We start from the raw sequence: 18,470 nt of genomic DNA on the forward strand, positions 1-18,470 counted from the left end.
ATCAGGGCACGGCCGGGTCCGGGCCGACTGTGCGTCGGTAAAGGCACCGGTGGGGCGGGCGTAGCGTAGGTGGTATGACGACGTACGGATCCTTCCCCGGTACGCGGCCGCGGCGTCTGCGGACCAGCCCCGCCATGCGGCGCATGGTCGCCGAGACCAGGCTGCACCCCGCCGACTTCATCCTCCCCGCCTTCGTGCGCGAGGGAGCGGCCGAGCCGGTGCCGATCGCGGCCATGCCGGGGGTCGTGCAGCACACGCGGGACAGCCTGAGGAAGGCCGCCGCGGAGGCGGTGGCGGCCGGGGTCTCCGGGATCATGCTGTTCGGGGTGCCGGAGGAGGCGAAGAAGGACGCCCTCGGGACGCCGGGAACCGACCCGGACGGGATCCTCCAGGTGGCCCTGCGTGATGTGCGGGCCGAGGTCGGGGACGATCTGCTCGTCATGTCCGACCTGTGCCTCGACGAGACGACGGATCACGGGCACTGCGGGGTCCTCGACGAGCGGGGGCGCGTCGACAACGACGCCACGCTGGAGCGGTACGCCGAGATGGCGCAGGTCCAGGCCGACGCGGGCGCGCACGTGGTCGGGCCCAGCGGAATGATGGACGGGCAGATCGGCGTCATCCGCGACGCGCTCGACCAGATCGGGCGGGAGGATGTCGCGATCCTCGCCTACACCGCCAAGTACGCGTCCGCCTTCTACGGGCCGTTCCGCGAGGCCGTGGCCTCCTCGCTGCAAGGTGACCGCAAGACGTACCAGCAGGACCCGGCGAACGTCCGCGAGTCGATGCGGGAGCTGGCGCTCGACCTGGAGGAGGGCGCCGACATGGTGATGGTGAAGCCGGCGGGCCCGTATCTGGACATCCTCGCGCGGGTCGCCGACTCGGTGGACGTGCCGGTGGCGGCGTACCAGATCTCCGGTGAGTACTCGATGATCGAGGCCGCCGCCGAGAAGGGCTGGATCGACCGCGACCGGGCGATCCTCGAGACGCTCACCGGCATCAAGCGGGCCGGCGCGCGCACCATCCTCACCTACTGGGCCACCGAGGCGGCCCAGAAGCTGAGCGCCGCTCAGTAGGTGAGCGCGTCCTGCATCGACCGCTGCCAGTACGTCACGGTCAGGCTGCTGTCGTAGTACACGCCCTCGGCCGGCAGGGACGGGAGTGCGGACGGGCCGCCGTCGCTGTTCGGCGTGCGGCCGTGGAAGCCGACGGCGAGCTTGCGGCCGGTGGTGCCGCCGTCGCCGCTGCCGTCGGCGGCCGACAGCAGCGCACCCGCGTACGCCGTCTCGCCCGGCTGCAGGCTCACGACTGCCTGCGGCTTCGACTCCTCGAACGGCTGCGGCGCCCACTGCATCTCGTCGAAGCGGAGCACCGGGTAGTAGGTGAGGTCGCAGAGCTTCGAGCCGGTGTTCTTGACCGTGATCAGCATGTGGTTGAGGGGGCGGGGGACCGGCCGGGCGGTGACGGCGGTGTTGGAGCCGTTGCAGGCGACGCGGTTCTCGGGGTCGTTGTCGGAGTCCTTCGCCCCGTCGGTGCCCGTGCCCTTCTCGGGGTCCGTGCCGGCCTGGGAGGGCTGGTCCGACGTGGTGTCGTCCGCCGAAGGACTCGCGGGCTGGTCCGGGGCCGCGGGGGCGGAGGGCTGTGACGCGCCCTCGTCGACGGTGCCCGTGCCGTCCTCACAGGCCGTGAGGGCGAGGGTGGCGAGGGTGATCCCGGCGGCGGCGAGCAGACGGAGGCGGGAGGCGCGCATGGTGAATTCCTTGTCGTGGATGACGAGTTCGGCGTGGCCGCCCGGCCGGTCGGCGGTAGCGGCGTGCTTGGATGACCAGAGCTTGTGGGGTGATCCGTCCCGGCCGCCACATCCAGCGGAAGGTCCGGGACGCTGGAACGTTCGTACCGCTGTGACCTGGGGAAACGACCATTCCCTGGAACGGTGGGACGGGATACGGGGAGGGAAGCACGGTGTCGGAGGACATGCCCGCGGCGGAGTTCGCGGCGCTGCTGCGGCAGTTGAAGGAGCGGTCGGGGCTCAGCTACGGGACGCTCGCCAAGCGGCTCCACATGAGTACGTCGACGCTGCACCGGTACTGCAACGGGGACGCGGTGCCGGCGGACTACGCCCCGGTGGAGCGGCTGGCGCGGCTGTGCAAGGCGGCCCCCGGGGAACTGGTCGAGCTGCACCGGCGGTGGGTGCTGGCGGACGCGGCACGGGGGCGGAAGCCGGGGCCCGCGGCGCCCGGAACTCCGGTGGCGGAAGCGCCGTCGCCCGGACCGGCGGTGCCTGAGCCCGCGGTGCCTGAGCCCGCGGTGTCTGAGCCCGCGGTGTCTGAGCCCGCGGTGCCGGAAGCACCGGGGAAGGAAGCACCGGAGAAGGACGCGGGACCCGCTGCGGAGGCCGGGTTCGTGGCGCTCGGCACCCCGGAAGGGGAAGGCTCCGGCGAACCACGCCCCGCCCCCCGGCCCCGCACCCGTACCGCCGTCCTGGCCGGGACCGCCGTGGCCGCCGTGCTCGTGGGTGTCACGCTCGCGGTGGGCCTGCCGGGCAGCGGGACCGGGACGGGCGGTGATGACCGCAAGGGGCCGGCCGGGGCGGCGAGCGCCGGCAATGAGGTCACCTCCTCACCGTCGCGCTCAGCCACCTCCACCCCGTCCGCCTCCCCGTCCGCCTCCCCGTCCGGTTCCCGCGGCGCGAAGGGCGGGGACGCGAGCGGCCCGCCCGCCGCCGGCTCCGCCGCCGCATCGAGCGCCGAGCCCGCGGACCGCGGCGGTGTGCCCGTCACCGTGCGGACCGAGCCGTATGCCTGGGAGAGCCCGTGTTCGCAGCGCTACCTGATCGACCGGCCCCCGGGCGAGATGGGACCGCCGCCGACGGAGCAGGACGCACCGGCGTGGGTCGGGGCCGCGGGCGCCGTCTCGTCAGGGAAGCAGTACGTCCGGCTGACCGTGCAGGGGACGAGCGCGGAGACGGTGGTCGTGGAGGCGCTCACCGTGCGGATCGCGGGCAAGCGGACGCCGCTCGCCTGGAACGACTTCGCCATGGGCTATCCCGGCGTCGGCTGTGGCGGGGGCGTGCCGACGCGTGCCTTCACGGTCGCCCTGGACGCGGCGCGGCCGGCCCTGACGCCGGAGGCCGGGAACCGCGACTTCCCCTTCAAGGTGAGTGAGTCGGACCCCGAGGTCTACTACATCACCGCCGACGCCTCCGCGTACGACGTGGACTGGTACCTGGAGCTGAAGTGGTCCAGCGGCTCCCGCGGCGGCACGCTCACCGTGGACGACAAGGGACGCCCCTTCCGCACCAGCGGCAACAACGGGCGCCCGGCGTACGAGTTCCCGCTGGGCGGCGAGGGGTGGGTGCCGGAGGGCACGACCCAGTCCGGCCAGATGTAGCGGGACTCCGGAAGGCGTCCTGCCGCCGGAGCCGGGGCGGTCCCGGCTCCGGCGGCAGCATCGAGGCACCGGGTGCGCCGACGCGGCGGGGCTTCAGGCCCTGGCGCTCAGCGTGTAGACCTTGTCGGTCATCGCCTTGTCGTCGTACACCGTGATCGTCACGCGCCGGCCCTCCGGAATGTCCAGATTCACCTTCCTGACATCCCAGGCATCGGACGTGCCCGGAGGCGTGTACAGCCCCCACCGTCCGCCGTCACCTTCGTAGGACACCTTGTAGTAGAGGCCGTCACCGTCGTTCGAGACGTCGTACACCCACAGGATCTCGTCGAGGGGATGGAACTCGACCTTGGCCAGCGCGTGGCCGCTCGCGTTGCCGAAGACGGCCTTGGTGCCCACTCCACCGTCGTCCTTCTGGAAGTAGGTGCCGTCGATGGCGTCGTTGAACCGGCAGGGGCAGTACACCGTCTGTGCGGAGTCGTGCTGGATGATTCTCGGATTGGGGCTGTAGGCGCTTGCCGGTGCGGCGGCCATGACAGTGGTGGCGATCGCGGCGGACGCCGCTGCGGCAAGGGTCGCGACGATCCGGTGGTGCATCCTCATCCTTTGATTCCCTCGGTAGGTTCACAGGGTGCGATTTCCGGTCAGCGTAATCAGCCGGTCCGTCCTTCTGGCAGGTCATCACCGCACCAGGGATATCCCGGGACGCGCCCCTCGCCGGCCTGCGAAGACCTGCGGGGGACCGGGACGCGACGGGACGTCCGGGACGCGGCGGGACGTGCGGAGGCGGGCAGGAATCCGGCGGCACCAAGTGCCCGCGCCCGCTAGGTTGTCGACTACCCGTACGACACCCCCCACCCCCCAGGGAGACGCCCATGTCCGGTGACGCGCTCAGCCAGGATCCCGCCGAGCTGCGCAGGCGGATCGACAGCAGCAAGGCGCATCCGGCCCGGGTCTACGACGTGTTCCTCGGCGGCAAGGACCACTACCCCGCGGACCTGTCGGCCGCCGCCGCGGCGCTCGCCGCGAATCCGCGCGGCTACCTCGACGTCCGGCACAACCGGGACTTCCTCCGGCGCGCGGTGAACACCCTGGTGACCGAGGACGGCATCCGCCAGTTCCTCGACATCGGCACCGGCCTGCCCACCGCCGAGAACGTGCACCAGATCGCCCAGGGTGTCGCCCCCGAGTCCCGGGTCGTCTACGTCGACAACGACCCGGTGGTGCTGGCACACGCGCGCGCCCTGCTCACCAGTGGCCCCGAGGGGCGTACGGACTACGTCGACGCGGACCTGAAGGACCCGGCGGCCATCCTCGAACAGGCCGCGAAGACGCTGGACTTCGACCGGCCGATCGCGCTGTGTCTGGTCGCCGTCCTGCACTTCGTCGAGGACGGGGAGGCGTACCCGATCGTGCGTCAACTCGTCGACGCGCTGCCCTCCGGCAGCCGTGTGGTGCTCAGCCACCTCACCGAGGATCTCAACCCCGAGAACGTCCGGGCGGTGCAACGCACGTACACCGAGCGCGGGTTCACCTTCGTACTGCGCTCGAGGGCGGACGTCGCACGCTTTTTCACCGAGCACGGCCTGGACGTCGTCGCCCCGGGCGTGGTGCCCGTCCACCGCTGGCACCCCGACCACGCCGCGCCCGTCCCCGAGCAGCCGGAGGCCTCCTACCTGGAGAGCCTCGACCCCATCGAGCGGGTCCGCTACGCCGACATCAACGACGTCACGGACGCCGACATCAACGTCTACGGGGCGGTCGGCGTGAAGGGCTGACGGCGGGGAGCACCGCGGCAGGGGCGCTACCGGGTGAGGCCGCGGTCCGGCCCTCCCGGAGGAGCCTCGGCGGCGGCCTCACCCACGCGGGCCTCGAAGCACTCCCGTTCGCCGGCGGCCGACGCGGGCAGGAAGCAGGACCGGACGACGCTGCCGGGGCGGGCCGCGGTCATCTCGGTGTAGACGTAGGTCTCCGTGTCGATCCTGTCCACGGCGCGCACCTCCCGGACCGGTCCGCCGGCCTCGACGTCCACCCGGTCGCCGATGCGGGTTCCCCACATCCGGGCCCAACTCGCCCCGCACTCCCGGCTGTGGCGCAGCTCCACGTGGGCTCCGGTGGCCGTGCGATACGTGGCGAGGGTGTCGGGGGCCACACCGCAGACCATGCGCATCGGGTCCCGGCCCTCGCAGGCGGCCTCGTGGCAGCGGGGCGTGAGGACGTACGGGGAGGAGGACGACAGCGGTTCGTCCGGTCCGGAGTCCCGCTGCGACAGCAGGAGCGTCACCAGCGCCACGCCGCCGGCGATCACGGTGTAGACCGAGACCAGCGCCACCAGGAGCCTGGCCCGCCGACGGCGTGACCGCCCGACGGCGGGGCTCTGCCGCGGTTCGGCGGGGGCGGGCACCGGGCCGGGGGAGACGGGGACGGAGGCGGGAGCGAGGACCGCCGCGCGTCCGCGCCAGTCCGATTCGGCGATCTCCCACAGCGCCAGCAGCCGTCCGTCCGGTTCGCCGGCGATCCGGCACAGGTCCCGGACCGCCTGCCGCGGGGGCATGGCCCTGCCGTTGAGGTAGCGCTCCCAGGAGGACTTGCTGTACGCCGTACGCTCCGCCAGCGCCGCCAGACTCAGTCCCGTACGGGCCCTCAGCTCGCGCAGCGCGGCGGTCAGCCGGGTGCGGGCCGCGGTCACTTCGGGGCCGCCCCCCGTAACGCCTGCCAGGTGTCCGGGCCGATGATCCCGTCCACCACCAGCCCTTCCCGGTCCTGGAGGCGTTTGACCGCGCGCTGGGTCAGCGGGCCGAAGATCCCGTCGACGTTCCCCGGCGAGACGCCCGTCCGGCGCATCAGGCACTGCGCCTCGATCACCTCCGGCCCCCTGGCGCCGTACGCCACGACGGTCTCCCGGGTGCGGCTGTGGCCCGCGTACCAGCGGTCGCCGGTCCGTTCCGGCCGGCAGGTGTAGAGGGCCGGCAGCAGGGATGCCGGATCGGGGACCGTGGTGTCCGTCGCCGCCGCGACCGTACCGGCGCGGGCGGCGTCGGCGGCGGCGCGGGCCTCGGCCAGTTCCACGGCCAGCGCGAGCACCGCGGAGACGGACAGCACCAGGGCCGCCGCTCCCGCCGTGACCGCGACACGCAGAGAACGCCCGTACGGCTGCCGCACCGCGGGCTCGTGCTCCGGTGCCGGCGGCGTGCCGGGCGCGGTGCCGGCGGCGGCCGCGTCTCCCTCCGCCCAGCGTTCGGCGGCGATCTCGTGCAGCACCAGCAGCCGGGCCGGATCGTCACCGCCGACGCGGGCCACCGCCTCGACGGCATCCCGGGGCGGCAGGGACGTGCCGCTCAGATAGCGTTCCCACGACCTCGTGCTGTACCCGGTCTTCACGGCCAGCTGACGCGTGCTCAGCTCACCGCGGTCCTTCAGCCTGCGCAGCCGCACGATCAACTGGCGTATCTCTGGGTGGAGTCCGGCGGGCAGTTCTTTCCAGCGCGACATGATCCCCGTCCCCCCGTTCACGTCCGGCAGCGTCGGTCCCGGTCGCGTGTTCCGGTCTCATTCTGCATCAGCCGCCACGATGGGCACAGTGCGGCCGTTCCGGCCAAGGGCCGAAACAGGCCACGGCGCGCGCCGTGGACGTCCCGCCGCACCGTCCCGGCGGACCTCGTCCCGGCAGGTCAGCGGGTGGGACGTCCCGTGAGGACGCCAGCTTCGTCTCCGCTGTGGCCGGGCGTTCCCCCGATCCCGCAGTCTCGTTGCGGAGCCGGCCGGTGAGGTCGGTTCCGCTCGTCGCACGTCAATGGAGGGGAACAGGATGCGAACGCTCACGAGGGCACTCGTCAGTGTCACCACCGCCGTCGGGATCGCCGCCGGAGGGCTGGCCACCGCGGGCACGGCCATGGCGGCTCCCGCCCAGACCCAGCAGCAGGCGGTGAGCGCCGAGGCCGTCGCGCCGCTCGCGGTGGTCAACCTCGGCCTGAGCACCGCGGAGGCCAAGAAGGTCCAGGACTGGCTGAAGCAGTACCACGGGTACACGGGCGCCAGGGACGGACAGCTGGGTACCAACAGCTGGAAGGCGTTCCAGCGCGGTCTGAAAGAGCACCATGGCTACAAGGACGCCATCGACGGGATCTGCGGACCCAACACGGTGGCGGCGCTGCAGCGCATGCTCAAGAAGTTCTGGGGGTACAACGGCGCCATCGACGGCATCGCCGGATCCGGGACCAAGGCCGCGTTCAAGCGGTTCGCCAACGGAAACCCTTCCTGAGCACTGACCGGCCACCCTGCCACCCACACCGCGGCCCGTCCTCCCTCCGGGGAGAGGACGGGCCGTGTGCCGTGTGCCGGCTGGAGGGCGCTCAGAGCCGCTCGGGTGTCCGGATGCCCAGCAGGGCCATGCCCCGGTGCAGGGTGGCGGCCGTGACGGCGCAGAGGAACAGGCGGTTCTCGACGTGCTCCGGCGAATCCGCCTTCAGCACGGGGCACTTGTCGTAGAACGTCGTGTACAGCGACGCCAGCTGGTACAGGTACGCCGCGAGCTTGTGCGGGGCGTACTCCGCGGCCGCCTCGAAGACGGTGTCACCGAAGGCGTCCAGGTGCAGGCCCAGCGCGCGCTCCGCCTCGTGCAGTTCCAGCTCCGGGTGGGCGGCGGGGCGGACCTCACCGGCCTTGCGCAGGATGGACTGGATACGGGCGTACGCGTACTGCAGGTAGACGGACGTGTCACCGTTGAGCGAGACCATCTGGTCCAGGTCGAACTTGTAGTCGCGGTTCGGCGACGTCGACAGGTCCGCGTACTTGACCGCTCCGATGCCGACCTGCGCGGCCCGCTCCCGGATCTCGTCCTCGGTGAGGTCGCGCGCCTTCTCCCGTACGACCTCGGCGGCCCGCTGCACCGCCTCGTCCAGCAGGTCCTCGAGCCGTACGGTCTCGCCCGCACGCGTCTTGAAGGGCTTGCCGTCCGCTCCGAGCACCGTGCCGTAGCCCATGTTGTGCGCGGTGACGTCGTCGCCGAGCCAGCCGGCCCGGCGGGCGGTCTCGAAGACCATCTTGAAGTGCAGTGACTGGCGCACGTCGACGACGTAGAGCAGCGTGTTCGCGTGCAGGTCGAGGACCCGGTTGCGGATCGCGGTCAGGTCGGAGGCCGCGTAGCCGAAACCACCGTCGGCCTTCTGCACGATCAGCGGAACCGGCTGGTCGTCCTTGCCGCGGATGTCGTCGAAGAACACCACGAGCGCGCCCTCGGAGCGCACCGCGACGCCCTTCTCCTCCAGGAGCCGGGCGGTCTGAGGCATGCCCTCGTTGTACGCGGACTCGCCGACGATCTCCTCGTCGCGGATCTCCATGTCGAGCTTCTCGAAGACGGAGTTGAAGTAGACCTTCGACTCGTCCACGAAGCGCTGCCACAGGTCGAGCGTCTCCTTGTCACCGGACTGGAGGGCGACGACCCGTGCCCGGGCCCGCTCCTTGAACTCCTCGTCCGCGTCGAAGACCGCACGCGACGCCTTGTACACCCGGTTCAGGTTGCTCATCGCCTGCTCGCCGTCGACCTCGGCCGCGGGGGCCAGCTCGCCGGGGTGCTCGAACAGGTACTGGATGAGCATGCCGAACTGGGTGCCCCAGTCGCCGATGTGGTGCCGGCCGATCGTCTCCTCGCCGGTGAAGTCGAGCATGGAGCGCAGCGCGTCACCGATGACCGCCGACCGCAGATGGCCGACGTGCATCTCCTTCGCCACGTTCGGCTGGGCGTAGTCGACGACCGTGACGCCCGGGTTCTCCTTCAGCGGCACGCCGAGGCGCTCGCCGTCCGCCTGCCGCGCGGCGAGGTTCCCGGTGATCGCCCGGTCCGCGACGGTGATGTTGAGGAAGCCGGGTCCGGAGACCTCGATGTCCTTGATCAGGTCGTCACCGGTGGTGATGTGGGAGACGACCTCGGCCGCCAGCTCGCGCGGGTTCGCCTTCGACTTCTTCGCCAGCGCCAGGATGCCGTTGGCCTGGAAGTCCGCCCGGTCACTGCGTCGCAGCAGCGGGTCCGCGGTTGCTTCCGGCCGGGTGGCGGAGAGGGCGGATTCGAGCTGCTGGTTGACGAGATCGGTGAGCGGTGTGACCGAGGCCATGGGAGTGGGTGCCTGTTCTCCTCGTGGGTTCAGATAGACACGGTCAGTATCCCATGGGGGGTGAACCGGTTTTTTCGGCCGCGGGGCGGCGGAGCCGGCCATCGGCACGGCCCGCGTCCCCGGGCGCGCTGGTGGAAAGGCGTTTTCGCCGTGGCCGCCGTTACTGGGAGAATGGAACGGTCAGCCGTGCGGCCGTGCCGGCTGGTCCAGCCCTTCAGGAAAGAGGACGTGCCGATCGTGGCTCAGAGCACAGAGACCACCGACTGGGTCTCCCGTTTCGCGGACGAGGTCATCGCCGAGTCGGAGCGCCGTGCCCCGGGCAAACCTGCGGTCGTCGCGTCCGGTCTCTCCCCCTCCGGCCCGATCCACCTGGGCAACCTCCGCGAGGTCATGACCCCGCACCTCGTCGCCGACGAGATCCGCCGCCGCGGCCACCGGGTCCGGCACCTGATCTCCTGGGACGACTACGACCGGTACCGCAAGGTCCCGGCCGGTGTCCCCGGCGTCGACGAGTCGTGGGCCGAGCACATCGGCAAGCCGCTGACCTCGGTCCCCGCCCCCGAGGGCTCGCCGCACCCGAACTGGGCCGAGCACTTCAGGGCCGCGATGGTCGAGTCGCTGGCCGGGATGGGGGTGGAGTTCGACGGGATCAGCCAGACGGAGCAGTACACCTCCGGTGTCTACCGGGAGCAGATCCTGCACGCCATGAGGCACCGCGGCGACATCGACGCGATCCTCGACCAGTACCGCACCAAGAAGGCCCCGGCGAGGAAGCAGCAGCAGAAGCCCGTCGACGAGGCCGAGCTGGAGGCCGCCGAGGGCTCCGGCGCCGCCGCCGAGGACGACGGCAGCTCGGGCTCCGCCGGGTACTTCCCGTACAAGCCGTACTGCGGCAACTGCGGGAAGGACTTCACCACCGTCACCTCCTACGACGACGACTCCACCGAGCTGACCTACGCCTGCACCGTGTGCGGCTTCTCCGAGACCGTCCGGCTGAACGAGTTCAACCGCGGCAAGCTGGTCTGGAAGGTCGACTGGCCGATGCGGTGGGCCTACGAGGGTGTGATCTTCGAGCCCAGCGGTGTCGACCACTCGTCCCCCGGCTCGTCGTTCCAGGTCGGCGGGCAGATCGTCGGGATCTTCGGCGGCGAGCAGCCCATCGGGCCGATGTACGCGTTCGTCGGCATCAGCGGCATGGCGAAGATGTCCTCGTCGAAGGGCGGGGTACCCACCCCGGCCGACGCGCTGAAGATCATGGAGCCGCAGCTGCTGCGCTGGCTGTACGCCCGCCGGCGGCCCAACCAGTCCTTCAAGATCGCCTTCGACCAGGAGATCCAGCGTCTCTACGACGAGTGGGACCGTCTCGACGCCAAGGTCGCCGGCGGCGATGCGCTGCCCGCGGACGTCGCCGCACACTCCCGCGCGGTGCGCACCGCGAGCGGTGGGCTGCCGACGACGCCCAGGCCGCTGCCGTACCGCACGCTCGCCTCGGTGGCCGACATCACCGCCGGGCACGAGAACCAGGCGCTGCGGATCCTGAGCGACCTGGATCCGTCGAACCCGCTGGGCTCCCTGGACGAGGCCCGGCCGCGCTACGACAGGGCCGAGGCGTGGATCAACCTCCACGTCCCCGCCGACCAGCGCACCATCGTCCGCGCGGAGCCCGACGCCGAGCTGCTGAAGTCGCTGGACGAGCAGGGACAGCAGTCGCTGCGGCTGCTGCTCGACGGGCTCGCCGCCAACTGGTCGCTGGACGGACTCACCCACCTCGTCTACGGCGTGCCCAAGGTCCAGGCGGGCTTCTCCGCCGACGCCGGCCCGAAGGAGCTGCCCCCGGAGATCAAGAGCGCCCAGCGGTCGTTCTTCGCGCTGCTCTACCACCTGCTGGTGGGACGGGACACGGGGCCGCGGCTGCCCACGCTGCTGCTGGCGGTGGGACAGGAGCGGGTGCGGGCCCTGCTCGGTCAACTGGTCCGTAGGTCAGCGGGGCAACGCGGCAACGGGTCGGTGCGAAGCCGGCGAACAGCACGCTCGGCAGCAGACGGTCAGGAAGACCCGGTGCGGCGCGGGACGCTGAGCCGGTGTGTGGGTCAACCCTGCGTCACGGCCGGCGGCCACAGCCGTCCGCCGCTCCGGTCCGCCGCTCGCTCGGTCGGTCGGACGCACGAGGCGACGTCGCTGCCGAGCCGCGTGACCCGCTTGGTGACGGGCGCCTCCGCGCCTTCCGGCGTGGCCCCGCGAGGGCGCCCGCGAACGTGCCGGAACGCTGTCTCGATGGCTGCGTCGTCCTCCAGGTAAGTCCAGGCAAGGGAGCCGTACCGCACTCGACGGAAATCGGCCGTGCCCCGGCGACCTGGCCCCCTTCACATTTCTCACCGACCGTCAATTGGCCTCGTGCAGAGCCGTATTGACGGAGCGGAAGAAGTCCTTCTTCCGGCCGCCGCCGAACTGGAGCACCGAGTTCCGGGTTCACGGGGATCCGAACTCCGTGAATGGGTGCTTCGGCTGGTGCGGGAAGGCGTCAGTGGATCTTCACTCTTTCTCCACTTGTGGCGCCACAACCTCCCCGTGAGGTGTCGTGAGTCACAGACCTCGCTGAAGTCGCGTCCAGTTTCGGCTGGTTGGCGGTGTGGACAGGGCATGGAGGGGCGGATTGCATGGAGGGGTGAACGGCTCGTGGAACAGGCGCGAGCCGTCGTTCCGTCGTGCGTCCGGGGGCATGTGAAACCACTTCCGACTGGGCATTCTCAAGAGCGTGCTCATTGTGCCCTGACGCGTCGCCGGACGCCGTTCGCACCGTTGTGAATCGTTCCGCCCGGGGGGTGGAACCGAAGACGCTTGGAGCGCGATGAAGTCCCCAGCCAGACCTACCGGAATCACGGGAAGAAAGCAGAGGAGGAAATTCCTCGTACGCACCCTCGCCACGGCGACGGCGGCCGGAGCCCTGGCCTGGGCGGCTCTGTCCGGCGCCTCCCTCACGGCCGCGCCCTCCCACGACAGCGCGTCGTCGACGGTCGCCGACGACGCGCCCGGCTACGCGGTCGAGGACTTCGACTACCCCGGCGCGGACCGCATCCTGGCCGAGCAGAACATCGTGCTCAAGCGGGGGGACGGACACATCACCCTGGTGGAGTGCGCCAGTGGCACGGGCTACATCGAGGTCCTGGCGCGGGAGCGGTCGGACAAGGTGTGCTTCAAGGTCGTGGGTGACTCCGGCTGGCTGACCCTGGAGATCCCCTCGGTGTTCTCCATGAAGGGCAACGACTACGACACCCAGGTCGACATGACCGTGGGCACCGAAGAGAAGTCCTACGACCTGGACGAGAACACCTGGACTCCCGTCGGTGAGAGCGCGGACGAACAGGGCCGTGAGCACATGCTCGTCGAGATCCGCAGCGCCAAGTAGCCGTCACCAGCAGGAACCGAGGATATGACCGATATGCACCCCAGTAGACGCCTGCGCCTCACCGCGCTCGGTGCGGCCCTGGCGGCAGGACCGCTCGCCCTGTCCGCGACACCCGCGGCCGCCGTGACGGGACCCGCGTCCCCGGCCGCCGACACCACGCACGCCTACGCCGCACAGCTGATCGTCGGCGATCACGACCGTGGCTGCTCCGGCGTCCTGGTCGACACCGAGTGGCTGCTCACCGCGGCCAGTTGCTTCGCCGACGACCCGGCGCAGAGCCTCGCGGTGGCCCCGGGCAAGCCGGCGGCGAAGACCTCGGCGACCATCGGCCGCGCCGACCTCACCGGCACCGGTGGCGCCGTCCGCGAGGTCGTGGAGCTGGTGCCCCGGACCGACCGCGACGTGGTCCTGGCCCGGCTGAACCGCCCGGTGACCAACGTCGCGCCCGTCTCCCTGGCCGCGTCCGCACCGGTCGCCGGAGAGGAGCTGAAGCTCGCCGGGTACGGCCGCACGGCCACCGAGTGGGCGCCCCTGAACCTGCACACCGGCACGTTCTCGGTGGACTCGGCCGAGGCCACCACCGCCGCGGTCACCGGCGTGGACGGCGTCGCCGCCTGCAAGGGCGACACCGGCGGCCCGCTGGTCCGCACCTCCGGCGGCACGCACCGGCTGGTCGGCCTCGCCAGCCGTTCCTACCAGGGCGGCTGCTTCGGCACCGACGAGGAGCAGACCGACACCGGCGGTGTCATCGCCCGCGTCGACGACCTGGCCGCCTGGGTGAACTCCAAGGCCGGAGCGGTCCGCGTCACCGACTTCGACTGCGACGGTGTCGAGGACGTCGCGATCTCCGACCCCGAGGCGACCGTCGGCGGCGACGCCGGAGCGGGCCTGGTCAGGGTCGTGTACGGCGGCGGCAAGGGCACCGCCGAGATCACCCAGGACCTCGACTGGGTACCCGGCGGCTCCGAGGCCGATGACAACTTCGGTGAGGCCCTCGCCACCGTCGACTTCGACGAGGACGGCTGCACCGACCTGGTCGTCGGCACCCCCGGCGAGAACCTCGGCGGGGCCGCCGACGCCGGCATGGTCGACATCCTGCACGGCGGAACCGGCGGCCTGGGCACGGGCGCCGTCAAGGCCACCCACTACGAGCAGGGCGCCGGCAACGGCTCGCTGGCCGCGTCCTCCTCCGAGGCCGGTGACCGCTTCGGCCACGCGCTGGCCGCCGGCACCAGCGCCGAGGGCAGGCCCTTCGTGCTCGCCGGTGCTCCGGGCGAGTCCCTCGGCGGCTCCGCCCAAGCGGGCCAGGCGTTCTACCTGCACGGCACCACCAACGTCGGGATCCACCAGGACAGGCTCGACGTGCCGGGTGCCGTGGAAGCGGGTGACCGCTTCGGCACCACCGTCGCGGCCGACGTCAACCACATCGCCATCGGGGCGCCCGAGGAAGCGATCGGTCCCGACGCCGGCGCCGGGAACCTGGCGGTCTTCTCCCACCGGCTGAACTCCGAGAACCGGCCCACCCCGCTGTTCGGCCTCGACCAGGACCTGGACACCGTCTCCGGCGGCGCCGAGGCGGGCGACCAGTTCGCCGCCTCCCTGTCCCTGGTCGCGTACCGGCCCTCCGGCGCCGCGACCGCCACCGAGTCGATCCTCACCGTCGGCTCACCGGGCGAGGACCTCACCATCGGCGGTGCGAACAAGACCGACACCGGTTCGGCCTACGCCTTCCGCGTCACCGCCGAGGGCACCTACACCCAGATCAACAGCTACTACCCCGGTACCTCCACCGACGACGTCAGTGGCACCTCGGAGGCCGGCGACCGCTTCGGCGCGACCCTCACCACCGTCAACACCGCGCCCCGCGAGGTCGGTACCGCGGCCACCCTGAAGATGGCCGTGGGCGCCCCCGACGAGGCCATCGGCACCACCGCCAAGGCCGGCTCGATCCTCACCTTCTCCCTGGTCGGCGCGCCCGGCGCGAACGAGCGGTGGATCGAGACGGGCGACGGCGACGGCGTCCCCGGCACGCCCGGTGCCAACCAGCGCCTCGGCTCCAGCCTGCACTTCACCGGCACCCACCTGTACGTCGGCATGCCGTACGGGCCGGGCAGCGGTGCGCTGCACGCGCTGCCGATGTCCAACGTGACCAACGGCACCATCGCCCCGGCCACCACCTACCGGCCCGGACAGGGCGGTCTGCCGGCGAGCGGTGTCCGCTTCGGCTACGCCGCCCGGTAGCTCCGCACGGCCCTGCCGGTGACAGGGGGTGTCCGGTGACCGTCAGGTCACCGGACGCCCCCTCGGCCGTGCTCGCGTCTCACGCGATGTGGTCCTCCTCCATCTCCGCCATGTGGCGGGCCTGGAAGCGTTCGGCCAGGGCCTTCAGGGCGCTCGGGCTCAGCACCGTGCCGTAGGTCGCCTCGATGTTGTCGCCGAGGACACGGGGGGTCGGATAGCTGCCGTCTATCGACTGACGGAACACCTGGTAGTACGCCTCGTCGTCCGGTTCGGTGGCGGGGGTGCCGCCGCCCTCGCCGAGCTCACGGGTGCGGCCGCCGGGGACCACCGGGATGGGGAAGCTGCCGGTCTCCTCCGGAGAGGGCTCCTGGAGGGGCGGCTCCTCCTGGTACTGGTCCTGGTACTGCTCGGCCTGCCGCTGTTCCGCGTACCAGCGGGCGTACTCCTGGTCGGGGTCGTAGGTGGGGTCGTATCCGCCCTGGTACGCGACCGTGCGGGGGTCCCGGGCGTGCAGCCACTGGTTCTGGTCGTCCGGGACGCCGTCCCGGCCGGTCGCACCGGGTGCCTCCCGGACGGTGTCCCGGAAGGGCTCGCCGGGGTGGTTGCCCACGAGTTCCAGCCGCTGCTCGTATGGAGCTGCCGCGCCCACCTCGGCCGCCCCGGCGGCGCGGCCGCCGCCGATGGCCGCCTCGGGAGCGGGGGCCGGAGGGAGAACGGCCGGTTCTATGCCCGCTGCCGCCAGGCCCGCCGGGGCCGTTTCCGCCAGGGGGACGCCGTACTTGGCGAGGCGCAGCGGCATCAGGGACTCGACCGGGGCCTTGCGGCGCCAGGCCCGGCCGAAGCGGGAGCGCATACGGGCCTGGTAGACCAGCCGCTCCTGCTCCAGCTTGATCACCTGCTCGTAGGAGCGCAGCTCCCACAGCTTCATCCTGCGCCACAGCAGGAACGTCGGGAGCGGCGACAGGATCCAGCGGGTGAGCCGGACGCCCTCCATGTGCTTGTCGGCGGTGATGTCGGCGATCCGGCCGACCGCGTGCCGGGCCGCCTCCACCGAGACGACGAACAGGATGGGGATCACGCTGTGCATGCCCACACCGAGCGGATCCGGCCATGCCGCCGCGCCGTTGAACGCGATCGTCGCGGCCGTCAGCAGCCACGCCGTCTGCCGCAGCAGCGGGAAGGGGATGCGGATCCAGGTCAACAGCAGGTCGAGCGCCAGCAGGACGCAGATACCGGCGTCGATACCGATCGGGAAGACGTAACTGAAGTTCCCGAAGCCCTTCTGCAGGGCCAGTTCACGGACCGCCGCGTACGAACCCGCGAAGCCGATGCCGGCGATGATCACGGCTCCGGCGACGACCACGCCGATGAGAACCCGGTGCGTCCGTGTCAGCTGAATGGGCGCGGCCACCCGTACTCCCCTCCCAGTGCGTGTTGTTGCGCGCAACAGAGTGGCACATGTGTGCGGGTGACGGGTGGCCGGTTCTGATTCAGCGGGCTCAGCTCTTGTCCGGAGCGGGCTCCGAGGCCGTCGCGGAGGGCTTCTTCGACGCCGGAGCGGACGGCGAACCGCCGGCCGCGGCAGTGCCGTTGGCCTTCGTCACCGAGGCCACCGCCTCCCTGGCCGCCTTCGTCGCGTCCTTCAGCAGGTCGTCGCCGTCCGGGGTCTTGTCCCCGGCCAGACCGGCGCCGTTGTAGTCGAGCGTGACGACCACGTTCTCGACGCGCGCCACGACCGTCTGCTGCTTGAAGGTCCCTTCCTTCTTCTTCAGGTCATAACTCACCGTCGTCGCCTCGTCACCGGTTCCGGCAAGCGGCTTCGCCGTGATGCTCTTCGCCCCCGCGGTCGCCCGGACGTCCCGCACCTGCTTGGTGTAGAACTCCCCGGCCAGCTTGTCGCCCGCCCCGCGGGTGGTGTCGGAGTCGAAGCGCAGCAGCGACACGTTCAGCCAGCGGAACTGCGACCCCTTCACCCCGTTGCTGTCCAGGCTGCTCCAGGAACAGCTGGCGCGGGTGGAGACATCGTCCGAGCCGCCCTGCTTGCCCGACTTGGCCTCCGGGGCCAGGTTTTCCAGGGTCTTCTTCGACAGCACCCCGCACGCCTCGGGCAGTGTCCTGTACGCCGCCGCCTGCACGGTCGGGGACGGGCTCGCCGACGCCGACGCGGCGTCGCCGGCTCCCGTGTCCCCGCCGTCGCCGGAGCCGGAGTCCGAGGAGCAGCCGGCGGCGATCAGCATCACCGGGACGGCGGCCGCGCCGACAAGGACGCGGGTGAGTCGCTTCGCTCGCCCGGTCTGCTCTCGCTGTGCTCGTCGCTGCATGGTTCCTTCACTCATGACGCTCGTGTTCCCTGCGGTCGGATCGGAGTCCGAGGGGTCACGGTACGCGGTGAGGCAGCCCCGCGGTCTTCCTTCGGGTGCTTTGCGAAGGTGAGTCAGGAGGCCGTGAACGCGCCTCAGCCGCTCAGTGAATCGGCCAGCTCGGCGGCCAGTTCCCGGGCCCTGTCCTGCATTTCCTCGCTGTCCGGGACGGCGCCGACGGTCATCGGCTGCTCCATGTACTCGACGGTCACGATCACATTGGACGTGCGGAACGCCACAGTCACCGTGCGCTGCTGAGCGGTCGAACCGGCACTGTCGAGCGCGTCGTCGAGGAACGCCTCGTCCCCGAGCTCCTCCAGAACGCGGGGCTGGAGTCCGGAGGGGGTGGCGTCGGGCGAGCCGGACGCGGGAGCGGAGGCGGAGGAGGGGGCGGACGGGGAACCGGCCGGGGACGAACCGGCGTCCGCGGACGACTCGGTGGAGGGCGCGGCGGAGTCCGTCGACGTCACCACCGGCTCCGGGAGCCGCGCCTGCGAGCGCTTCGCCGCGAAGAGCTGTCCGGCCTGGGCGTCGTCGCTGACGGTGTTGTCGTAGGAGACGACCCGCTCGAAGTCGACCAGCAGGTGGTCGGTGGCCCGGGCCGACTCCACCTTCCAACGGCAGCCCACCTTGCGGTCGGTGTCGTAGGTGAGTGTCGCCTCGCCCGCGTACGCCTTCTCGCGCTTGCCCTCGTCGGTCATCTCGCCGATGCCGGGCAGGAGTTCGTCGAGCGTCTGGGTGTCCACGGCGTCGCACGGCTCGGGCAGGGTGGCGTACCTGCCGGGCTGGGCCGCCTGGGTCGCCGTACCGGCGCTGCCCGGGTTGGAGTTGTCCGACGGGCCGCCGTCGTCCGGGCTGCCGGTACAGCCGGCCAGTACGGCCGCCAGGAGCGCGGCGACGCCGGGTACGTACGCCTTCCGCTGCACGGTCGGGCTCCTCTCGAAGGTGGGTGCGGGCCGGTGCCGG

General features: G+C 71.5%; 14 protein-coding genes and 1 pseudogene. 7 read left to right on the forward strand and 8 right to left on the reverse strand.

Annotated features, from left to right (window positions below; translation table 11 throughout):
* Positions 1–74: 74 nt before the first annotated feature.
* Complete coding sequence (gene hemB / locus HTV45_RS02420) at positions 75–1,076, forward strand: porphobilinogen synthase (RefSeq protein ID WP_215203903.1); 1,002 nt, start codon at positions 75–77, stop codon at positions 1,074–1,076.
* On the opposite strand, the gene HTV45_RS02425 is transcribed toward hemB, so the two are convergent.
* Positions 1,070–1,750 (reverse strand): DUF4232 domain-containing protein, encoded by a 681-nt coding sequence (locus HTV45_RS02425; protein WP_215203904.1) that lies wholly within the window; start codon positions 1,748–1,750, stop codon positions 1,070–1,072. The genes hemB and HTV45_RS02425 overlap by 7 nt on opposite strands.
* Positions 1,751–1,974: 224 nt before the next feature.
* Between HTV45_RS02425 and HTV45_RS02430 the strand changes: the two genes are divergently transcribed.
* A complete protein-coding gene (locus tag HTV45_RS02430; RefSeq protein WP_215204096.1) occupies positions 1,975–3,390 on the forward strand; it encodes a transcriptional regulator in 1,416 nt (471 codons plus the stop codon).
* A 93-nt stretch (positions 3,391–3,483) separates the two neighbouring features.
* Here HTV45_RS02430 and HTV45_RS02435 read toward each other — a convergent pair whose 3' ends face one another.
* Positions 3,484–3,990, reverse strand: coding sequence for a hypothetical protein (locus tag HTV45_RS02435; protein ID WP_215203905.1), 507 nt, complete (start codon positions 3,988–3,990; stop codon positions 3,484–3,486).
* Between the two features lie 272 nt (positions 3,991–4,262).
* Between HTV45_RS02435 and HTV45_RS02440 the strand changes: the two genes are divergently transcribed.
* On the forward strand, positions 4,263–5,165 hold the full coding sequence (locus HTV45_RS02440) for an SAM-dependent methyltransferase (protein WP_215203906.1): 903 nt from the start codon (positions 4,263–4,265) through the stop codon (positions 5,163–5,165).
* 26 nt (positions 5,166–5,191) lie between these two features.
* Here HTV45_RS02440 and HTV45_RS02445 read toward each other — a convergent pair whose 3' ends face one another.
* Both HTV45_RS02445 and HTV45_RS02450 read right to left on the reverse strand, forming a co-directional pair.
* A complete protein-coding gene (locus tag HTV45_RS02445) occupies positions 5,192–6,076 on the reverse strand; it encodes a DUF2690 domain-containing protein (RefSeq protein WP_308309027.1) in 885 nt (294 codons plus the stop codon).
* Positions 6,073–6,879 carry a peptidoglycan-binding protein gene (locus HTV45_RS02450; RefSeq protein ID WP_215203907.1) on the reverse strand — a complete coding sequence of 269 codons (807 nt, stop codon included), beginning with the start codon at positions 6,877–6,879 and terminating at the stop codon, positions 6,073–6,075. Before HTV45_RS02450 ends, HTV45_RS02445 begins: the two co-directional genes overlap by 4 nt.
* A 316-nt stretch (positions 6,880–7,195) precedes the next feature.
* Here HTV45_RS02450 and HTV45_RS02455 point away from each other — a divergent pair, with 316 nt between their 5' ends.
* Positions 7,196–7,648, forward strand: coding sequence for a peptidoglycan-binding domain-containing protein (locus HTV45_RS02455; protein ID WP_215203908.1), 453 nt, complete (start codon positions 7,196–7,198; stop codon positions 7,646–7,648).
* Positions 7,649–7,739: 91 nt separating this feature from the next.
* On the opposite strand, the gene argS is transcribed toward HTV45_RS02455, so the two are convergent.
* On the reverse strand, positions 7,740–9,497 hold the full coding sequence (gene argS / locus HTV45_RS02460) for an arginine--tRNA ligase (RefSeq protein WP_215203909.1): 1,758 nt from the start codon (positions 9,495–9,497) through the stop codon (positions 7,740–7,742).
* A gap of 228 nt (positions 9,498–9,725) precedes the next feature.
* Here argS and lysS point away from each other — a divergent pair.
* From lysS to HTV45_RS02475, 3 genes and pseudogenes are all read left to right on the forward strand, one after another.
* Positions 9,726–11,465: pseudogene (lysS, locus tag HTV45_RS02465) on the forward strand (lysine--tRNA ligase); the annotation flags it as partial.
* An 880-nt stretch (positions 11,466–12,345) separates the two neighbouring features.
* Positions 12,346–12,903: a hypothetical protein gene (locus tag HTV45_RS02470; RefSeq protein WP_251691015.1), complete on the forward strand. Its 558-nt coding sequence runs from the start codon at positions 12,346–12,348 to the stop codon at positions 12,901–12,903.
* Positions 12,904–12,936: 33 nt separating this feature from the next.
* The gene (locus HTV45_RS02475) at positions 12,937–15,144 is read left to right on the forward strand and encodes a trypsin-like serine protease (RefSeq protein ID WP_215204099.1); all 2,208 of its coding nucleotides are present in this window, start codon (positions 12,937–12,939) and stop codon (positions 15,142–15,144) included.
* Between the two features lie 79 nt (positions 15,145–15,223).
* Here the strand turns inward: HTV45_RS02475 and HTV45_RS02480 are convergent, their stop codons facing one another.
* The 3 genes from HTV45_RS02480 to HTV45_RS02490 all read right to left on the reverse strand — a co-directional run bounded on the left by HTV45_RS02480 (position 15,224) and on the right by HTV45_RS02490 (position 18,430).
* Complete coding sequence (locus tag HTV45_RS02480) at positions 15,224–16,555, reverse strand: DUF2637 domain-containing protein (RefSeq protein WP_215203910.1); 1,332 nt, start codon at positions 16,553–16,555, stop codon at positions 15,224–15,226.
* 88 nt (positions 16,556–16,643) lie between these two features.
* The gene (locus HTV45_RS02485; RefSeq protein WP_215203911.1) at positions 16,644–17,480 is read right to left on the reverse strand and encodes a DUF3558 family protein; all 837 of its coding nucleotides are present in this window, start codon (positions 17,478–17,480) and stop codon (positions 16,644–16,646) included.
* A gap of 119 nt (positions 17,481–17,599) precedes the next feature.
* Entirely contained in the window at positions 17,600–18,430 is an 831-nt protein-coding gene (locus HTV45_RS02490; protein WP_215203912.1) for a DUF3558 domain-containing protein, read from the reverse strand.
* Positions 18,431–18,470: the final 40 nt, after the last annotated feature.

It is taken from the genome of Streptomyces sp. CHD11 (assembly GCF_018638295.1).
GTDB lineage: Bacteria > Actinomycetota > Actinomycetes > Streptomycetales > Streptomycetaceae > Streptomyces.

Excerpts from the sequence above, each read along its gene's own strand:
- HTV45_RS02450 (WP_215203907.1), bottom strand. The coding sequence starts at position 6,879 with ATGTCGCGCTGGAAAGAACTGCCCGCCGGACTCCACCCAGAGATACGC.
- argS (WP_215203909.1), bottom strand. The coding sequence starts at position 9,497 with ATGGCCTCGGTCACACCGCTCACCGATCTCGTCAACCAGCAGCTCGAA.
- hemB (WP_215203903.1), top strand. The coding sequence starts at position 75 with ATGACGACGTACGGATCCTTCCCCGGTACGCGGCCGCGGCGTCTGCGG.
- HTV45_RS02485 (WP_215203911.1), bottom strand. The coding sequence starts at position 17,480 with ATGAGTGAAGGAACCATGCAGCGACGAGCACAGCGAGAGCAGACCGGG.
- HTV45_RS02440 (WP_215203906.1), top strand. The coding sequence starts at position 4,263 with ATGTCCGGTGACGCGCTCAGCCAGGATCCCGCCGAGCTGCGCAGGCGG.
- HTV45_RS02425 (WP_215203904.1), bottom strand. The coding sequence starts at position 1,750 with ATGCGCGCCTCCCGCCTCCGTCTGCTCGCCGCCGCCGGGATCACCCTC.
- HTV45_RS02435 (WP_215203905.1), bottom strand. The coding sequence starts at position 3,990 with ATGAGGATGCACCACCGGATCGTCGCGACCCTTGCCGCAGCGGCGTCC.
- HTV45_RS02475 (WP_215204099.1), top strand. The coding sequence starts at position 12,937 with ATGCACCCCAGTAGACGCCTGCGCCTCACCGCGCTCGGTGCGGCCCTG.
- HTV45_RS02455 (WP_215203908.1), top strand. The coding sequence starts at position 7,196 with ATGCGAACGCTCACGAGGGCACTCGTCAGTGTCACCACCGCCGTCGGG.
- HTV45_RS02470 (WP_251691015.1), top strand. The coding sequence starts at position 12,346 with ATGAAGTCCCCAGCCAGACCTACCGGAATCACGGGAAGAAAGCAGAGG.
- HTV45_RS02430 (WP_215204096.1), top strand. The coding sequence starts at position 1,975 with ATGCCCGCGGCGGAGTTCGCGGCGCTGCTGCGGCAGTTGAAGGAGCGG.